Consider the following 18,074-nt stretch of genomic DNA (forward strand, 5'->3'; position numbering starts at 1 on the left):
TCCCTGACGTGGCCCGTCCGGCAGCGCCTGAGCTAACAATCAGATTGCGGGAGATTAATTCCAGCGGCTCCGCGCGGTCGCGCCGGTGATTTGGCGGTGGTGCCGGCACGCCGGACTGGCTAGTCGGCGCTGGTGCATGTTCCGCTAGGTTCGCTCGCCCCGGCGATGGCCCGCGTCCGCGTGGTGCCCGGATCGCCCTATTTCATCACCGAAGACGGCGCGTCCTGGACCCCGATCGGGCACAATGACGCGATCACCTGGCCCGACCTCGCGCCGCTGTTCCGGCGCCGCGACCTGGCGGCGGTGGAACGGCACCTGCTCGAACTCCGCGCCCACGGCGTCACCTGTATCCGGCTGATGCTGGAATATTGCCACCGCGAGCACCGCTATCTCGAGCGCCCCGCCGGGCGCTTCGTACCCGCGATGGTGCGGCTCTGGGACGACCTGTTCCGCCTGCTCGAGCGCGTCGGGCTGCGGGTATTGCTCACGCCCTATGACACGTTCTTCATGTGGGTTCGCTGGCAGCGCCACCCCTATGCGCGCGCGAGCGGTGGGCCATGTGCCGGGCGCGACACGTGGCTGACCTGCCCGGAGACGCGGCGCGCGATCAAGCACCGACTGGCGTTCGCGAGCGATCGCTGGGGCCGCAGCCCGGCGCTGTTCGCCTGGGACCTGTGGAACGAGATCCACCCGGCGCACGGCGGCGGCGACCCGGCCGCGGTCGCGCCGTTCATCGACGACCTGTCGGCATGGCTGCGCGCGCATGAGCGCGAGCGGCTCGGCTATGCCAATCTGCAGACCGTCTCGATCTTCGGGCCCGAGCTGATCCGCCATCCCGCGCTGGTCGAGCCGATCTTCCGGCATCCGTCGCTCGATTTCGCCAACACCCACCTCTACGAGCACGGTACGATCGACGACCCGCGCGACACCGTCGCGCCCGCGCTCGCCGCCGCCCGGCTGATGCGCGACGCGGTGAACGCCGCCGGACGAGCGCGGCCAGTGTTCGACTCCGAGCACGGGCCGATCCACAGCTTCAAGGATCGCAAGCGAACGCTGCCGAGCGCCTTCGACGACGAGTATTTCCGCCACATCCAGTGGGCGCATCTCGCCAGCGGCGGCGCGGGCGGCGGCATGCGCTGGCCGAACCGCCACCCGCACGTCCTCACCCCGGGCATGCGCCTGGCGCAGCGGGCCCTGGCGGACTTCCTGCCGCTGATGGACTGGAGCTCCTTCCGGCGCCGCAATCTCAGCGCGGTGCTGCGCTGCGCGGATCGCGGGGTCGCGGCGATCGGTTGCGGCGATGACCGGCAGGCGCTCGCCTGGCTCGTTCGAACCGACGCCATCGGGCCGGACGGATTGCTTCACCGCTGCGACGCCGCGGACGCCACCGCGCTCCACGTTCCCGGGCTGGCCGACGGTGCCTATCGCGTCGTCACCTATGACACGCGCGCCGGCGCCGTCGTCGGCCGCAGCCACGCCGAGAGCACCGCGGGCGAACTCACCGCCGCGATCGGTGCGGTGCACCGCGATCTCGCCGTCGCGATACGCGCCGCGGCATGAGCGCGGTGACCGAGCCGGGCGACTGGCGCGAGACGGCGCTGTACGCCCCGGTGAAGACCTTCCTCGAGGCGCAGGGCTTCGTGGTGAAGGGCGAGATCTGTGGCTGCGACGTGGTCGGGCTGCGCGGGGACGAGCCACCTGTGCTCGTGGTCGCGGAGCTCAAGCTATCCTTCACGCTCGAGCTGGTGTTGCAGGCGGTCGACCGGATGCGCGGCGCCGACATCGTCTACCTCGCGGTGGCCGCCTCGCGACGCGGGCGCGATCAGGACCAGCGAGTCACGCGGCTGTGCCGGCTGCTCGGCGTCGGGTTGCTCACGGTCGACCTGCGGCTCGGTGCGGTGGCGGTACGCTGCGAGCCGATGCCGTACCGTCCGCGCGCGAACTTACCGCTGCGGCGCCGGCTCGTGAGAGAACATCGCCTGCGGAAGGGCGATCCGAGCGCGGGCGGTTCGTCGCGCCAGCCGATCATGACCGCCTATCGCCAGCGCGCGCTCGCGTGCGCGGCGGTGGTGCGCGACACGATCGTCCGTCCGCGTGACCTCCGTCACGTGGCGGAGGACGCGGGCGTCATCCTGTCGCGCAATGTCTACGGCTGGTTCGAGCGCGTGCGGCCTGGTCACTACCGTCTGACGGAAAGCGGACGTACGGCGGCCGCGGCAGCGCGGGCGGTCGATCCCGAGCTCGCGTGACCGTCGCGGACATGTCGCGCTTCTGCCGCGTTGCCGCAGCGAAGGAGACGTTCGAATGACCGATCATCGCGCCGACGACGACGCCGCGCCCGAGCCGGAGCAGGAAGCGGAGGAGATGGAGAAGGTGCAGGAAGACGCCGCGCGCGAGCGTGAGCAGAACGGCGGCTATCAGTAGACGCGCAGCACCGGCCGCGCCTAGGTGATCCCGCGAGGTCGGGGCGCGCCGGTGCTCCGCCTCGAGGCCACGAAAGTGTCACCGCGCGGGCCGCGGCAGGGGGATCGCATGGACACCAGCTCGCGCCTGACGGCGCTGACCAGGATCGGATTCGCGACTCGCGGCGTCCTCTATATCGTCGTCGCGCTGCTCATCGTTCGGACGGGCAGGGCGGAGGATCCCAGCGGCGCGATCGCATATCTCGGCCAAGGTGGCGGGCAGCTGCTGCTCGGGGTGATCGCGATCGGCCTCACCGCGTACGGCATCTGGCGACTGGCGGACGCGGCGCTGGACGTCGAGCGCCACGGCGCCGATCGCCACGGCGCGATGGAGCGCATCGGCGCGGGCGTCAGCGGCGCCATCCACCTCCTGCTCGCGTGGCAGGCGGTCCAGCTGATGCGCGGCGCGGCCTCGTCCGGCGACGGCACTCAGGAAGGTGCCCGGACGGCGCTGCAATTGCCCGGCGGCTGGGCGCTGGTCCTGCTCGGCGCGGCGGTGCTGGCTGTCCTCGGGACGGTTCAGCTGGTCAAGGCGGCGAAAGGAACCTTCCTGCGCTACCTCGACGGGTCGGTGGCGAGGCGGGCCTGGGTGCGGTGGAGCGGGCGGGCCGGCTATGCCGCGCGCGGCCTGGTGTTCCTCATCAGCAGCTACCTCCTCGCGCGCGCGGGGCTGGAGGAGCGAGCCAGCGAGGCGGGCGGCATGGCGCGGGCGCTGTCCTGGCTGACCAGTCCGTTCGACCTGATCGTCGGTGTCGGACTCCTGGCGTTCGGCCTCTTCAGCCTCGTAGAGGCGCGGCATCGGCGGCTGCATGACGTTCCGATCGAGGGAGCGCTACGGCGCGCGACCCGCTGGCGCTGAGGACCGGTGAGCGCCTGTACGTAAGCTGCCGTTTCCGCCGCGCCGCTCAGAAGGCGTAGCGCACCGCACAATAGGGCATGGCCTCGCTCAGCCAGCCGAGGAAGCGATCGAGCCACTGCCGCTTCCAGGCCGATCTGTAGCGCAGGTTGCGCATGCCCGACTGGCTCCATTTGCGCTCCTGCAGGTCGGGGCGCCAGAGCCATTCCTCCGCGCGCGGGTGCCACATCAGGTTGAGGTCGTGGAGCGCCTCGTTGTGGGTCAGGAAGATGACCTCGCACTTCAACTGCGCCCGCGCCGCGGGGGAGAGCGCGGCGTCGACCTCGGCGAAGAGCGCCTTCCAGTCGGCCTCCCAGCCCTCGTGGACGATCACGGGCGAGAAATTGACGTGTACCTCGTAGCCCGCGTCGACGAAGTCGTTGATCGCGGCGATGCGCTCGCTCATGGCTGACGTGCGCACGTCGACGACCTTGGCGATCGTCTCGGGCATCAGGCTGAAGCGCAGGCGGGTACGCCCCTGCGGGTCATAGTCGAGCAGGTCGCGGTTGACGAACTTGGTCGCGAACGAACCCTTGGCATGAGGCAGGTGGCGGAAGGCGGCGACCAGATCGCGCACGTTGTCGGACAGCGACGCGTCGATCGACAGGTCGCCGTTCTCACCCAGGTCGTAGACCCAGTCGAGCGCGTCGATGCTGTTGGGCTCGGGCTTGGGTCCCAGCTTGGCGGCGTGGCGCCCGATCGCCCGCGCGATCGCGTCGATGTTGACGAAGATGCTGATCGGATTGGCATAGCCTTTGCGCCGACCGACATAGCAATAGGCGCAGGCCATGGCGCAGCCGTTCGACGACGACGGCGCGATGAAGTCTGCCGAGCGGCCGTTCGGCCGCATCGCCAGCCCCTTCTTGACCCCGAGCACGAGGATGTCGCGCTTGACCCGCAACCAATCCTCGGCAAGCGCCGGATCGGACAGCGCCTCGATCTTCCAGTGGCTCGGCACCTCGACCCGCTCAGCGTCGGGAAAGCGCGCCAACACCTCGCGCCCGCGGGCGAAATCGCGCACCGCCGGCTCCAGGTAGATCAGCTTCGGGTCGATCAGCGTGCGGGGCAGTGCCATGGTGACGATATGGGGTGCCGCCGCGCCCGCACCATGCGCTCAGGCCGCGGCGAGGCTCGCCTCCCCTCGGCCGTGCCCGCGCTCGCGCGACGGCGCAGGCGAGCCGCTCGGCTGGCGCCGACCGTGTCCTTCGGGCCGCAGCGGCGCAGAAAGAACGGGGCACGTCATTATTGTGTTAACCTTCTTCGCCGCCGGTGGCAGGGACGCCGCACCGCGGCCGAGCGCCGCATCCCCGACGATGTGACGTAGAAGGAACGCGTATGAAGAATCTCGTGGCTCTGGCCCTGGTGGCCACCGCCGCCACCGGCGCGGCTGCACCGGCCGCCGCCGCCACCTTCCCGGTAGGCTCGCGCAACTTCAAGGCCACGGCGGGTGCCGGCGGTTCCTTCTCGGGCGCCTTCTTCAACCGCGGCATCCGCGCGGGCGCGTTCACCGACGTCTTCACCTTCACCCTGCCCACCGACGGCGTGGGCAGCGGCACGGTGACGACGAGCGTGACCGATCTCGGCTCGGTCAGCGACGTCGATTTCACGTCGGTGTTCATCAACGGCGTCGCCGCGCAGATCACGCGCACGGCGGGCGGTGCCTTCGAGGTGGCGTTCGTCAACAACGTGCCGATCGTCGCGGGTGAGCTGAACCGTCTGGTGGTCAACGGCATCTCGCGCGGGAACGGCGCCTACGGCGGCCAGGCGACCTTCGCGCCGCTGAGCTCGGCGGTGCCGGAGCCGGCGACCTGGGCGATGATGATCATGGGCTTCGGGGTGGTCGGCTACACGATGCGCCGCCGCCGCGTGAGCTTCCGCCCGCGTCAGGCGATCTGATCGGCGATCAGCCCGGATCATACCGGCATGCTGGGGGGAGGGGCGTCGACGCGGCGCCCCTCCCCTTCGCCGTTCGTAGGTCTCCGCCGACGATGCCCCGGCGGGGCGAGCCGACCCCCTGCTCGAACAACTCCCCGGCCTTTCTCTGGCGCGAACACTTGACCGACTGCCCTCGCTCGCGCACGCTGTTGGTAACGATACCGCCGACCGAGTAGCAGGCAGGAGAAAGCGCCGGTGAGGCTACCGAGGGTCACGATCAGCGGGGCCCGCGCCCTCTCGCGTCGCCGCTTCCTCACCAGCGCGGCGGTACTGCCGCTGGCGGGGACCGCCGCCCGCGCCGGGGCGGCACCGGTCAGCGCGACGGTGGCGGATCGGCTCCGCCCCTTCGACCTGCGCGACGTCGATCTCGCCGATGGGCCGTTCCTCCATGCTCAGCGGCTGACCGAGGCCTATCTGCTGCGGCTGGCGCCGGATCGGCTGCTGCACAATTTCCGCGTGAACGCGGGGCTGGCGGCGAAGGCACCCGTCTACGGCGGGTGGGAGTCGGAACCGACCTGGGCCGACATCAACTGCCACGGCCACACGCTCGGCCATTATCTCAGTGCCTGCGCGCTGGCGTGGCGCTCGACCGGCGACGCGCGCTTCCGCGAGCGGGTCGACTATATCGCCGACGAGCTCGCCGCGTGCCAGCGCGCCGCGCGCAGCGGCCTGGTCTGCGCCTTCCCCAGGGGGCCGGCGCTCGTGGCGGCCCATCTCCGCGGTGAGCCGATCACGGGCGTGCCCTGGTACACGCTCCACAAGCTCTTCGCCGGGCTGCGCGACGCGGCGCTGCTGGCGGACAGCCAGCGCGCGCGCGCGGTGCTGATCCGGTTTGCCGACTGGGCGGTGGTGGCGACGCGACCGCTGTCGGACCAGCAGTTCGAGGCCATGCTCGAGACCGAGCACGGCGGCATGAACGAGGTGTTCGCCGACCTCTACCTCATGACCGGGAAGCCCGATTACCGCAGCCTGGCACAGCGCTTCTCGCACAAGGCGATCCTGGAACCGCTGGCGCGTCAACGCGATCACCTCGACGGGCTCCACGCCAACACGCAGATCCCCAAGATCATCGGCTTCGAGCGAGTCTATGCCGCGACCGGCGAGACGCGCTACCGCGACGCCGCCGCCTTCTTCTGGCGCACGGTCGCGCACACGCGCTCGTTCGCGACGGGGGGACACGGCGACAACGAGCATTTCTTCCCCATGGCCGACCTCGCCGAGCACGTCTTCTCGGCCAAGGGGTCGGAGACCTGTTGCCAGCACAACATGCTCCGGCTGACCCGCGCCTTGTTCCTGCAGGACCCCAGCACCGATTACGCCGACTTCTACGAGCGCGTGCTGTACAACGGCATCCTCGCCTCGCAGGACCCCGACAGCGGCATGGCGACCTATTTCCAGGGCGCCCGCCCCGGTTACATGAAATTGTACCACACGCCCGAGGACTCCTTCTGGTGCTGCACCGGCACGGGCATGGAGAACCACGTCAAATACCGCGACTCGATCTACTTCCACGACGATCGCTCGCTCTACGTGAACCTCTTCATCCCCTCCGCCGTGCGCTGGGCCGAGCGACGGGCCACGCTGACGCAGACGACGAACTTCCCGGAGCAGCCCGGCACCGCGCTGCGCTGGACGCTCGCGGCGCCGACCGAGCTGACGCTCCAGCTGCGCCACCCGCGCTGGAGCCGCGAGGCGACGGTGCGGGTGAACGGCCGCGAGGTCATGCGCTCGCGCGCACCGGGACGCTATCTGGCGCTGACCCGGACCTGGCGCGATGGCGACCGCGTCGAACTGGGATTGTCCATGGACGTGACGGTGGAGGAGGCACCGGCAGCGCCGGGCGTCGCCGCGATCCGCTACGGGCCGCTGGTGCTGGCGGGCGCGCTCGGGCGCGACGGTCTCGCCGCCGGCGCGGACATCGTGGCGAACGAGCGCCGCTACGGCAGCTACAACGACGCCCCGTTCACCGCTCCCGTGCTCGCCGGTGACACCGCGTCGCTCGCTCGGTCGGTGCGGCCGACAGGCGCCCCCCTGGAGTTCACGATCGCCGCGGCCGATCGACGCAGCGTCCGCCTGATCCCCTATCACCGCATCGCGCACGAGCGATACGCGACCTATTGGCAGCTGGCCGACCCGACCTGACCACCGCGGGAGCGAAGCCGAGCGATGCCCGCAGTCCGGCCAGGGAACGTCCTCAGCACCGCGCGACCGCAGCCCGCGCCGCCCGACGAAATCTTTTCCTCAGCGTTACTTGAGCGTAATGACTCCGCGAATCGATCAGGGGGAGAACGAAGTGCGGGCTTTTCTGCTCGGGGCGGTGGCGGCCTCGCTGGTGGCCACGCTCGCGGTGCCGGCGTCCGGCCAGTTCGGCATGCTGAAGAAGCTGGTGCCGGGCGGGATCAACCTTCCGACGCTGCGCAAGGAGCCGATCTCGACCAGTCTCGGCGACGCGCGATGGGCGGATCCGACGCAGGACGATTTCACACCGCCCGCACCCAAGCGCCCGCTGGCCGAGCTCCAGCGCACGCCCGCGGGCGGCTTCATCCTCCGGCCCGGCTACTACAGCTTCCACGATCAGAGCTACTGCCTTCACGCCGGGACGTACGGGCCGGGCGGTGGCGACGGCTACCTGTACGCACCGCCGCTCGGCGCTGCCAAGGACGCCGTCATCACGATCGTGCGCAACTCGGTCCAGCATCCGGAGATCGATCAGCACGACATCCAGACGCTGCTATGGGCGATCGTGGCGCGCGCCAAGCTCGAGGATCTCTCCACGGAGCACAAGGCGATCGCGGCGCAGCTGCTGCCGCCCCGCCAACTCGCCGCGCTCAACCGCTCCGTCCTCGACATGGTGTCGCAAGGGCCGATCGCCGACAATCTGCCGCGCGAGGTGCGGCAGGCGATGCAGGCGGAGGCGGACCTGCGCCGCATGCTGGTGACACCCGGAACCAGCTTCGGCGACCTCGAGCGCGTCGCCGTGCTCGCCGGTGCCGCCCCCGCGGGCCGGGGCAGCCTCGACGTGCCGAGTGGGCGCTGGAGTCATCATCCCGACGGCTATTGGGTGCGCTACCTGCCGGTGAGCTATTCCAACACGGTGGTAGAGCTCTGGGTACCCGACGACGCCGCTGGCGTGGGCCATGAGTTCGACCCGGCGACCCATATCGCGGTACCGGGCAACACCGCGCGTCAGCGTCTCATCCAGTCCGGACGAACGTACAAGCCCTCGTGACGTCACTGCCCGCGCGCGGCGGGGCCAGCGAGCGTCATCGCCGTCTCACATAGTGAAGCGAATACTTGACCGACCTGCCGGTCCGCCGTACGGTGAGGCCGTTACTTCAGTGTGGAGGTTTGTCATGGCCCGAACCGTCGGTGTACCCGGGAGTTTCACGATCGAGCGCCGTTATCCGGCGACGCCGGCGCGGGTCTTCGCTGCCTTCGCGGACCCGTCGCTCAAGAAGAGCTGGTTCGCCGCGAGCGACACGCACGAGGTCGAGGCGTTCACGAGCGACTTCCGGGTGGGCGGCGCCGAGCGGCTGACCTATCGGTTCGGCGCGACGACGCCTTTTCCGAGGGCTCTGCTCACCAGCGAAGGCGTCTTTCACGACATCGTGGATCAAGAGCGCATCGTCACGTCGTCACGCATGTCGATCGAGGGAACGGCGATCTCGGTAGCGCTCGAGATGATCGAGATCGTCGACGATGGGGCTGGCACGTGCGTGACCTGCACGTTCCAGGGGATCTTCTTCGAGGGCAGCGACGGTGCGACGATGCGCGAGCAAGGCTGGCACGTGCTGTTGGACCGGCTCGGCGCGAGTCTAGCACGCTGACGTGGCGCGACCTCACCGCTTCAGCGACCCCTCCCCGATCGATCGCTTGTTTCACGCTCTGGGCGATCCCACGCGGCGGCGGATGGTCGAACTCCTGTCGGTCCGTCCGCATTCGGTCAGCGCCCTGGCCGAGCTATGCGGGATCAGCGTGACCGGAGTCGGGCAGCATATCCAGTTGCTCGAAGGGGCGGGCTTGGTGGCGAGCAGCAAATTGGGACGTGTTCGATCGTGCCAGCTGAGGCCCGACGGCTTCGACCTGCTCAAACAATGGCTCCTGGCGTGTCGGTCGCCCTGGGACGCTCGTCTGGATGCATTGGGCGCGGTGCTCGAGCCTCCGGCAGAACACCGGTGAGCCGGTAGCCGCGCCGCGCTGGACCTTCGTGCGCATGGCGCCGGTGCAAGCCGGCGTCCTGCTCGTTCAGCGTCTACTTCAGCACAATCAGCGTGCCGTCCGCGAGTTCCTCGAACCGGAACGCCGTCGCATCCAGCTCGTCCGCGAAGGTGCCCAGGGTTCGCGCGATCAGCGCCCGATCGTGGTCGCCCTGTTCGTCCGACAGGAGGTGAGGGAGCGCCTTGGTGCGCGCGAGGCGCGCTGCCGTCCGCAACCCCTCGGCGAGTATCTGTATTCGACGATCAGCCGGTCCGCCAAGCACGGGTACACCTGGGTCAATCTTGGCTCTCTATGGTGCCACGGCCTTTGTTCGCTTGCTTCAACGTGTGTTAGACTTCGAGGTCGCTCCCTCCCGCGCCTCGTCGCGATGACTGAGATCGCCTGATCCGCCACCTTCCGCGGCGAGACGCATGCCGCCGATCTTGCTCGCTCGACCTGCCCGTTCGTGCGGTAAGAGCCAGCCGGACGACAGTACGCGGCTGCTCTGGCCGATACGACGCCGCTCCCGCCTCATCGCGGCAGCGCGCGCGACACCTCGGGCAGCAGCTCGCGCGCCAACCACCCGATCGGCGCCGCCGTCGCGGCGAGCGCCCGTCCCGCTTGACCGTGGAGCCACACCCCCCATCCCGCCGCGACCCGGGGCGCGAGACCGCGCGCGAGCAGCCCGGCGATGACGCCGGACAGAACGTCGCCGGAACCGCCCGTCGCCAGCCCCGGCCCACCACCGGCGAGATGGAGCATCGTACCGTCGGGATCGGCGACGATGGTGTCCGTGCCCTTGAGCACGATCACGCCGCGATATCGCGCCGCCGCCTCCCCCGCCGCGCCGCCGGGATCGCGGCGAACATCGTCGATCCCGCGTCCCAGTAGCCGCGCCATCTCGCCCTGGTGAGGCGTGAGCACGAGGCGCCCCTCCCACCCGCGCAGCGCGGCGCCTTCCTCTCGCGCGCAGGTCGCCGCCGCCGCGTCGAGCAGCAGACTGGTCTGAGCGGCGGAGGCCGCGTCGAGCCCTTCGATCAGCTGAGCGGCGACATGCTCGCTCCCCATCCCGGGCCCGAGCACCACCGCCTCGTGTGCCGCGGCCTGCTCTCGGAGCGGCGCGGCATCGGCAGCGATCTCCCCGTCGGCCTCGCGCAGGGCCACGATCCCGAGCTCGGGCGAGAGCACGCCCACCAGCGTCGCGGCACTGGCAAGCGTCGCGACGCGGACTCGCCCCGCGCCGGCGCGCAGCGCCGCCTCGGCGGTGAGCCGAACGACTCCCGGCGCGCGCGCCGACCCACCGACGACCAGGACCCGCCCCCGGCTCTTCTTGTCCACCTCACCGGTCGGGAGCGGGAGCGGATGCGCGGCACGCCAAGGCTCGTCGATCTCGATCATCTGGGTTCTCCCGTTCGAGCCGGCTCGACCGTGACCGCAGCTTGCTCCTCGACGAGCGGGGCGGTGACGTTGAAGTGCGCCAGTCGCAGCGCCCCGTCCCGGCCCGCCAACGGATCGAAGATGTATTCGCTCACGCCGCAGTTCGCGACCGGCGCCTCCCGGTCGATCGCGAGGATCCGCTCCTCGTCGAGATTCTCCAGGATGTAGCGCAGGCAGAGGACGACCACCTGGTGCGCCACGATCATGACATCACGCTCGCCGTGATGCAGCGAGACCGTGTCGAGCAGGGAGCGTAGCCGCAGGATGACGTCGCACCAACTCTCGCCGCCAGGTGGCCGGTGGTAGAACTTGCCCAGGGCATGACGCAGTCGAGCCTGCTCCGGCGCGATGGCGGCGATGCCCTCGGCGGTAAGTCCGTCGAGGATGCCGAACTCTTTCTCCCTTAGCCGCTCATCGGGGCAGATCGGTTCGCCAGCGGCGCAGCCACCCGCCTCGCGGAACAGGCGTGCCGTCTCACATGCACGAGTGTACGGCGAGGTCAGCATCACGTCGGGGCGCGCCGCGCCGTCCCGGGCGAACCAGCGCCCGAGCGCCCGCGCTTGCTCCCTGCCGAGCGGCGACAGCGGCACATCCATGTCGCGCTGCTCGAGCGCTATCCGTGTCGCACCGGCGGCGAGTGCCTGACGCCGCGCGACATTCCCGGCGCTCTCGCCGTGGCGAACGATCCACAGCCGGCGCGGCCAGCGCGGCGTCACGTCGATCTCCTTCGACACTCACGTGCCATGCGCTCGTTCGCCACCATAAGGAGCTAACTATCTTTGAAAGCAAGAGTTCTATTGACGAGCTGATCCAGCGTGGAGCGGTGTCTCTCCCGCCGGCTCGCGAGCGGACCGATCACGCGGAACGAACGAGCCGACGTCGTGCGACAGGCTGACTGGCCCGCGAGGCGTGCGTGCGAAGCCACCGGCCCGCGGGAACCCGACGACCGACGCGAAGTTACGACAGCATGTTGTCAACTTGGTAGGGCAGTTTCGGATGACCGAGGCGCGAGACCTCGCGATGGCGGTGTTCGCCGCGAATGGCAGGCTGGTCAGCGCCGGGAACGAGCTGGTCGAGCCCCTGGGCCTCACGAGCGCCTGGTGGCAGGTGCTGGCGGCGGTGCGGTACGCGCCGGCACCGATCTCGGTCGCGTCGATCGCGCGCAACATGGGTCTGACGCGGCAGGCGGTGCAGCGGATCGCCGACCTGCTCGCCGCGCAGGGCTTGGTCGCGTTCGCGGACAATCCCACGCATCGTCGCGCCAAGCTGGTGGTGCTTACCGCGTCGGGGCTCGCTGCCGTGGAGGGCGCCGAGAAGGCCGTCGCCCCGATCGACCAGGCCATCGCGGAACGGATCGGGACGGAGCAGATCCGCCAGGCCGTGGCCACGTTGCGGGCGACGGTCACGGTCATCTCAGAGCAGCTTGATCGGTCAGCCGCGTCGCCTTCTCACCCCGGAAAGGACCCTGCACGATGATCCTCGTCTCCGGCGCCACCGGCGGTATCGGCGGTGAAGTCTGCAGGCTGCTCACGGCAGCAGGCGAGCCCTTCCGCGGCATGGCGCGCAGGCAGGCGCAGGTCGACGCGTTTCGCCAACGCGGCATGGAGGCGGTGCCCGGCGACTTCGATCGTCCCGAGACGCTCGCCGCTGCGATGAGGGGGATCGATACGATGTTCCTCATCACCCCGCCCACGCCCGGCCAGTTCGATCAGGAGATCGCCGCGATCGACGCGGCCGGTCGCGCCGGCGTTCGCCGCATCGTCAAGCTGTCGGCGTCGGACGCCAACATCCGCTCTACCGTCCCCTGGGCACGGACCCACGCGCGCATCGACCATCAGCTGCGCGCGTCGGGCGTGGAATGGACGATCCTGAAGCCGACCGCGTTCATGCAGAACTTCCTGTGGTTCAAGGCCCCGATCGCGCGGGGGTTCCTGCCGCAGGTGGCGGGCTCGGGATCCGTGTCGTGGGTCGATACCCGCGACGTGGCCCGCGTCGCCGCTACCGTGCTGCGTGAGGATGGGCACGCGCGCGCGACCTATTTCCTCACTGGTCCCGAAACGCTCGACATGCGGCAAGCCGCCGCCCGGCTCGGTCAGGAGACCGGGCGCAAGGTGCGCTATCTCGACCTTCCCGACCCGCTGTTCGCCGCGCTCCTGCGGGTGACCGGCAACTCGCGGTGGATGACGCATGGTCTGATCGTGCAGTTCGCCGACGTCGTCGCCGGCCATCACGACATCGATCCCACGTGCGAGATCGAGCGGCTGACCGGCATCCCACCGCGCGATCTCGCCACCTTCATCCGGGATCACCGCGACGCCTTCGCACCGGTGCCACCGCGCGGCGCCGCGCGGGCGGCATGAGTCCGGCGGTCTGTCTGACCGGGGAGGCCGATAGGGGGAGCGGCTGGCGTCCTCGGGCTCGGGCCGGTGCCTCGGACGGGTCCGACCGTCTCTGTTTCCAGCCCGCGACGGGGCGGGGATCGCGGCTGGTCCGCCGCGCGAGCACCGCGACGCTGCGGCATCGCTATATCGCGCCACGCCGCTATAAAGCGCTCCTGATGTCACCTGGCGCGAGCGGCAGGAGGGCGGCGGTGCCCCTTCGCGGATCGTGCAAAGAACGCGAGCGCAGATGCCCTCTACCGACGACCGCTCTGACGAAGAAGCGCTGCACTTCATAGCGGGCGGCGGCGAGTTGGGCTCCCTGATCCGCGCCCGCGATTGGTCCTCCACGCCGCTCGGCGCGCCGGCAGCGTGGCCGCAATCGTTGCGCTCGGCATTGTCGATCTGCCTTCACTCGAGCTTCCCCACGGCGATCTATTGGGGAGCGGAGCTGCGCCTGCTCTATAATGATGCGTGGCGACCGGTCGCCGCGGAGCGTCACCCATGGGCTTTGGGGCGACCAGGCGCCGAAGTCTGGAGTGACATCTGGGACATCGTCGGCCCGCAGCTGGCCGACGTCTTGCGGACCGGAGAAGGGTTCTCGACGCTCGACCAGATGCTGCCCATCACGCGTGACGGAGCGGTGCGAGAGACGTACTGGAACTACAGCTTCACCCCGATCCGTGGCGAGAACGGGACGGTCGTGGGGGTCTTCAATCAAGGGAATGAGACCACCGCGCGCGTGATGACCGAGCGCCGCTCACTCGCCGAGCGCGAGCGGTTGCGCTTCCTGGGTGCACTCGACGATCGGCTCCGCGTCTCGCGCGACCCGACCGACGTCATGAAAGCGGCGGCCGAGCATCTCGCGCGACACCTCGACGCTTCACGGACCGCCTATGCGGACGTGGACGCCGACAACGACCGGTTCGCCATCCGCGACGACTACACCGCGCCGGGTATCGGTAGCTCGGCGGGCAGTTACCGCCTCGATCTCTTCGGCCCGCGTGCCGCCGCGGACATGCGCGCCGGCAACACCTTGGTGATCGCCGACGTGTCGCAGGAGCTCGGCCCGGGTTCCGGTCGGGAGATGTTTCAAACCATCGGCATAGAAGCGATTATCTGCTGCCCGCTGCTGAAGGACGGGCGCCTGGTTGCCATGATGGCGGTGCACCAGGCCAGCGCGCGCGACTGGAAAGCGGAGGAGATCGCGCTGGTCGAGGCGACGGTCGAGCGCTGTTGGGCCTATGTCGAGCGCGCCGGCGCCGAAGCGCGGCTGCGCGAGATGAACGAGACGCTGGAGGAGCGGGTCACCGCCGCCCTTGCCGAGCGCAAGATCTTCGCGGACCTCTTCGAGACGACCAGCGCTTTCGTGCAGATCCTGGATCGCGACTATCGCTTCCTGGCCATCAACAACGCGTCGGCCGAGGAATACCGCCGCGTCTTCGGCATTCGACCCGCGGTGGGAGACAATCTGCTCGAGCTGCTCGCTGGGTCCGACCAGTTCGAGGCGGTTCGTGCGCTGTGGTGCCGGGTACTGGCGGGCGAGAGCTTCGGCGAAGTCGCCCAGATGGGTGAGACGCACCTCGGCCCGACCTGGTACGATATGAAGTTCGCTCCCGTGCGGTCTCCTGCCGGAGAGACGATCGGCGCCAGCCTGTTCGGTTACGACGTCACCGATCGGGTACGGGAGCAGCAGCAACTCGCCGAGACCGAGCTCGCCAGACGCGAGGCGGACGCGCTCTATCGCGCCTATTTCGAGCACACCGCGGAGGCGTTGTTCGTCATCGGGATCGTCGACGGCGCCGGTTTCACGATCGAGGAGCTCAACCCCACCCACGAGACGCTCACCGGCCTCAGTTCGGTCGCGATCAGGGGAAAGCCGATCGAGGAGCAGCTACCCGCCGACGTGGTCGAGGCGGTCGTAGCGAACTTCCGCCGCGCGATGCGCGCGAGACAGCCGATCAGCTACCGTGAGGTCGTCGATCTTCCCAATGGCCGGCGCCATTGGGACACGATCCTCGTCCCCGTAGAGGGTGCCGACGGCCGGATCAACCGGATCATCGGCAGCTCTCGCGACGTCACCGCGCGCGTGCAGGCCGAGGAGCAACTGCGGCAGAGCCAGAAGCTCGAGGCGATGGGCAGCCTGACCGGGGGCGTCAGCCACGATTTCAACAATCTGCTCGTCCCGATCCTGGGCGTGCTCGACCTCCTGCAGCGTCGCGGCGTGGGCGATGATCGGGAGAAGCGACTGATCGACGGCGCGCTCCAGTCGGCGGAGCGAGCGCGCCTCCTGGTGCAGCGCCTCCTCGCCTTCGCGCGGCGGCAGCCGTTGCAGACGGTGTCCGTCGACGTCGCCGAGCTCGTCGGCGGCATGGCGGACCTGATCGGGTCGACGCTTGGACCTCAGATCAGGATCGAGGTGGAAGTGGCGGACGACTTGCCCGTCGCCTCAGCCGACCCGAACCAACTCGAGATGGCGCTGCTCAACCTCGCGGTGAATGCGCGCGACGCGATGCCGCAGGGCGGAACGTTGCGTATCTCGGCACGCGGCGAGGAGGTGAGGAGCGGCGGTGCAGAGGGCCTCGCGCCGGGCCGGTACGTTCGCTTGTCGGTCGCCGACACGGGCGTCGGGATGGATCAGGAAACGCTGAAGCGTGCGGTGGAACCGTTCTTCTCGACCAAGGGGATAGGGAAGGGAACCGGCCTTGGCCTCAGCATGGTCCACGGACTCGCCGCCCAGCTCGGCGGGGCCCTCACCATCGCCAGCCAGCCTGACAGCGGAACGACCATCGAGCTCTGGCTACCGGTCGGTGACGCACCGATCGTGGGCTCGGGCAGCGACAGTTCGGTCCCGTCCCATGTAAGCCACGATGGCACCGCGTTGCTGGTCGACGACGAGCCCCTCGTCAGGGCGAGCACTGCGGACATGCTGAGCGACATCGGCTTCGCCGTGGTCGAAGCGAGCTCGGCCGAGGAGGCGATGGTGTTGCTGGACCGCGGCTTGCAGCCGAACATCGTCGTGACCGATCACCTCATGCCCGGTCGCTCGGGCAGCGAGCTGGCGGCCGAGGTACAGGGCCGGTGGCCTCGGCTACCCGTTCTGCTCATCTCCGGGTACGCCGATGCCACTGGTGTCGACCCCGCCCTCCCCCGCCTGACGAAGCCCTTCAAGCAGGCCGAGCTAGTTGCCTCGGTCGGCGAGCTGATCAGGCACGACTAGCCGCAACGCAACGATCTTCGCGCGAGTGGCCCACGAGCGAACGGCCGGACCATCCCGCCCGCCGCTCCGGTCGGCCGCTCGGTCACCTCACCGTTGAACGACGTAGGTGACGAGATCATAGATATAGTCGCGGCCGCGATACAGCGCGTCGACCGGAATGCGCTCGTTGAGCCCGTGCGTGCCAGCGGTGGCGGGGTCGTTCCACAGCCCGGGGATGCCGTAGGTCGGCACGCCGATCTTGCTCAGGTAGGTCGCGTCGGTCGCGCCGGCGGACTGGGTCGGGATGACCGGCACGCCGGGGAAATGCTTGGCGCCGACCGCGGCGATCGGTGTCAGGATCGCGGGGTCAAGCGGCGCGCTCTCCGCCACCGGACGCTCCTGGATCTTGCTGCGCAGAACCTTTACCTGCGGGTCAGCGACGACCCGCTCGATCGCGGCGCGCGTCTCGTCGGCGGTCTCGCCCGGCACGATGCGGCAGTTGACCGAGGCGGCGGCGCGCTGCGGCAGCGCGTTGGCGGCGTGCCCGGCCTCGAGCATCGTGGCGACGCAGGTGGTGCGCAGCAGCGGGTCGAGCGCGAGGTCGCGCGACACCGCCTCGGCGGCCGCGGGATCGCCGGGCGCGGCGGCGAGCCGCACCATGGCCGCACCGGTCGCGTCCTTGCGCAGGGCGCCGGCCTTGGCGAGATAGGCCAGCGACACCGGGTTCAGCTTGACCGGGAAGCGCAGGGTGCTGAGCCGGGTCAGCGCGGCGGCGAGGCGGTAGATCGCGTTGTCCGGCCGCGGCTGGGAGCTGTGGCCGCCGCGATCGGTCACCTCCAGGATGAAGTTGCGCGGTGACTTCTGCGCGACCTGGACGCCGAGCGTCTCCGGACCGCCGCCCGGCGCGGTGCGCCCGCCGCCGCCCTCGTTGAACGCGAAGCCGGCGCGGACGAGCTCGGGGCGATGATCGACCAGCCAGCCCGCGCCGTTGAGCACGCGCTCGTTCGAGCCCTCCTCGCCGCACGTCAGCGCGAGCTTGACGGTGCGCTTCGGTGCGGTGCCGCGCTGCTTGAGGCGGATCATCGTGTCGGCGAAGATCGCCGCCTGCGCCTTGTCGTCGCTGGCGCCGCGCGCGTAGAAGTAGCCGTCCTCCTCGATCAGCTTGAACGGGTCGCGCTGCCAATCCTCGCGCTTCGCCTCGACCACGTCGATATGCGCGAGCAGCAGCAGCGCGGGGCGCTTCGCGTCCGACCCGGCGAGCGTGGCGACCAGCCCGCCATCGCGCGGGCGCCCCTCCGGGACGTAGATCGTGAGATCGGAGTCAGCATATCCCGCCGCGCGCAGCCGCGTCGCGACCTGGCGCGCCGCCTGGGTGCAGTCGCCGACCGAGGAGGTGGTGTTGGTCTCGACGAGCTCGCGGTACAGCTCGCGAAAGGCGGTGCGGTCCGGGCGCGCCGCGGCGGCGGGAGCCTGCCCCGTGGCGGCGAGTGGTTGGAGCAGGGCGGCGGCCGCGGCCGCGGCGGTGACGAGGCGGTACATGACTTCTCCTCTCGGACGGCGGGAAGGACGGA

The 18,074-nt window shown here is 69.9% G+C and carries 16 protein-coding genes; 11 read left to right on the forward strand and 5 right to left on the reverse strand.

Going from position 1 to position 18,074, the window contains the following annotated elements:
- Positions 1-165 precede the first annotated feature (165 nt).
- The 3 genes from FHY05_RS02170 (at position 166) to FHY05_RS02180 (ending at position 3,321) form a co-directional block, all read left to right on the forward strand.
- On the forward strand, positions 166-1,560 hold the full coding sequence (locus FHY05_RS02170) for a hypothetical protein (protein ID WP_221190935.1): 1,395 nt from the start codon (positions 166-168) through the stop codon (positions 1,558-1,560).
- Positions 1,557-2,249 carry a DUF2161 family putative PD-(D/E)XK-type phosphodiesterase gene (locus FHY05_RS02175; RefSeq protein ID WP_183942751.1) on the forward strand — a complete coding sequence of 231 codons (693 nt, stop codon included), beginning with the start codon at positions 1,557-1,559 and terminating at the stop codon, positions 2,247-2,249. Before FHY05_RS02170 ends, FHY05_RS02175 begins: the two co-directional genes overlap by 4 nt.
- Before the next feature lie 283 nt (positions 2,250-2,532).
- Positions 2,533-3,321 carry a DUF1206 domain-containing protein gene (locus FHY05_RS02180; RefSeq protein WP_183942752.1) on the forward strand — a complete coding sequence of 263 codons (789 nt, stop codon included), beginning with the start codon at positions 2,533-2,535 and terminating at the stop codon, positions 3,319-3,321.
- A gap of 46 nt (positions 3,322-3,367) precedes the next feature.
- On the opposite strand, the gene FHY05_RS02185 is transcribed toward FHY05_RS02180, so the two are convergent.
- Positions 3,368-4,432 carry a spore photoproduct lyase family protein gene (locus FHY05_RS02185; RefSeq protein ID WP_183942753.1) on the reverse strand — a complete coding sequence of 355 codons (1,065 nt, stop codon included), beginning with the start codon at positions 4,430-4,432 and terminating at the stop codon, positions 3,368-3,370.
- Between the two features lie 260 nt (positions 4,433-4,692).
- Here FHY05_RS02185 and FHY05_RS02190 point away from each other — a divergent pair, with 260 nt between their 5' ends.
- The 5 genes from FHY05_RS02190 to FHY05_RS02210 all read left to right on the forward strand — a co-directional run bounded on the left by FHY05_RS02190 (position 4,693) and on the right by FHY05_RS02210 (position 9,471).
- Positions 4,693-5,253 (forward strand): FxDxF family PEP-CTERM protein, encoded by a 561-nt coding sequence (locus FHY05_RS02190; RefSeq protein ID WP_183942754.1) that lies wholly within the window; start codon positions 4,693-4,695, stop codon positions 5,251-5,253.
- A 315-nt stretch (positions 5,254-5,568) separates the two neighbouring features.
- Entirely contained in the window at positions 5,569-7,434 is a 1,866-nt protein-coding gene (locus FHY05_RS02195) for a glycoside hydrolase family 127 protein (protein ID WP_260181143.1), read from the forward strand.
- 151 nt (positions 7,435-7,585) lie between these two features.
- Positions 7,586-8,521 carry a hypothetical protein gene (locus FHY05_RS02200; protein WP_183942755.1) on the forward strand — a complete coding sequence of 312 codons (936 nt, stop codon included), beginning with the start codon at positions 7,586-7,588 and terminating at the stop codon, positions 8,519-8,521.
- A 124-nt stretch (positions 8,522-8,645) separates the two neighbouring features.
- Complete coding sequence (locus FHY05_RS02205) at positions 8,646-9,119, forward strand: SRPBCC domain-containing protein (RefSeq protein WP_183942756.1); 474 nt, start codon at positions 8,646-8,648, stop codon at positions 9,117-9,119.
- Between the two features lies 1 nt (position 9,120).
- Positions 9,121-9,471 carry a metalloregulator ArsR/SmtB family transcription factor gene (locus FHY05_RS02210; RefSeq protein WP_221190936.1) on the forward strand — a complete coding sequence of 117 codons (351 nt, stop codon included), beginning with the start codon at positions 9,121-9,123 and terminating at the stop codon, positions 9,469-9,471.
- Between the two features lie 73 nt (positions 9,472-9,544).
- Here FHY05_RS02210 and FHY05_RS02215 read toward each other — a convergent pair whose 3' ends face one another.
- The 3 genes from FHY05_RS02215 to FHY05_RS02225 all read right to left on the reverse strand — a co-directional run bounded on the left by FHY05_RS02215 (position 9,545) and on the right by FHY05_RS02225 (position 11,660).
- Entirely contained in the window at positions 9,545-9,772 is a 228-nt protein-coding gene (locus FHY05_RS02215; RefSeq protein ID WP_183942757.1) for a hypothetical protein, read from the reverse strand.
- Between the two features lie 248 nt (positions 9,773-10,020).
- Entirely contained in the window at positions 10,021-10,887 is an 867-nt protein-coding gene (locus FHY05_RS02220) for an NAD(P)H-hydrate dehydratase (protein WP_183942758.1), read from the reverse strand.
- Complete coding sequence (locus FHY05_RS02225; RefSeq protein ID WP_311732344.1) at positions 10,884-11,660, reverse strand: histidine phosphatase family protein; 777 nt, start codon at positions 11,658-11,660, stop codon at positions 10,884-10,886. Before FHY05_RS02225 ends, FHY05_RS02220 begins: the two co-directional genes overlap by 4 nt.
- Positions 11,661-11,922: 262 nt before the next feature.
- On the opposite strand from FHY05_RS02225, the gene FHY05_RS02230 reads away from it, so the two are divergent.
- The 3 genes from FHY05_RS02230 (at position 11,923) to FHY05_RS02240 (ending at position 16,524) form a co-directional block, all read left to right on the forward strand.
- On the forward strand, positions 11,923-12,402 hold the full coding sequence (locus FHY05_RS02230) for a MarR family winged helix-turn-helix transcriptional regulator (RefSeq protein ID WP_183942759.1): 480 nt from the start codon (positions 11,923-11,925) through the stop codon (positions 12,400-12,402).
- On the forward strand, positions 12,399-13,286 hold the full coding sequence (locus tag FHY05_RS02235; RefSeq protein ID WP_183942760.1) for an SDR family oxidoreductase: 888 nt from the start codon (positions 12,399-12,401) through the stop codon (positions 13,284-13,286). Before FHY05_RS02230 ends, FHY05_RS02235 begins: the two co-directional genes overlap by 4 nt.
- Before the next feature lie 268 nt (positions 13,287-13,554).
- Complete coding sequence (locus FHY05_RS02240; RefSeq protein ID WP_183942761.1) at positions 13,555-16,524, forward strand: PAS domain-containing protein; 2,970 nt, start codon at positions 13,555-13,557, stop codon at positions 16,522-16,524.
- Between the two features lie 87 nt (positions 16,525-16,611).
- On the opposite strand, the gene FHY05_RS02245 is transcribed toward FHY05_RS02240, so the two are convergent.
- Positions 16,612-18,042: a M20/M25/M40 family metallo-hydrolase gene (locus FHY05_RS02245; RefSeq protein WP_183942762.1), complete on the reverse strand. Its 1,431-nt coding sequence runs from the start codon at positions 18,040-18,042 to the stop codon at positions 16,612-16,614.
- Positions 18,043-18,074: the final 32 nt, after the last annotated feature.

Origin of the sequence: Sphingomonas sp. BK580, from assembly GCF_014194975.1 — a bacterium.
GTDB lineage: Bacteria > Pseudomonadota > Alphaproteobacteria > Sphingomonadales > Sphingomonadaceae > Sphingomonas.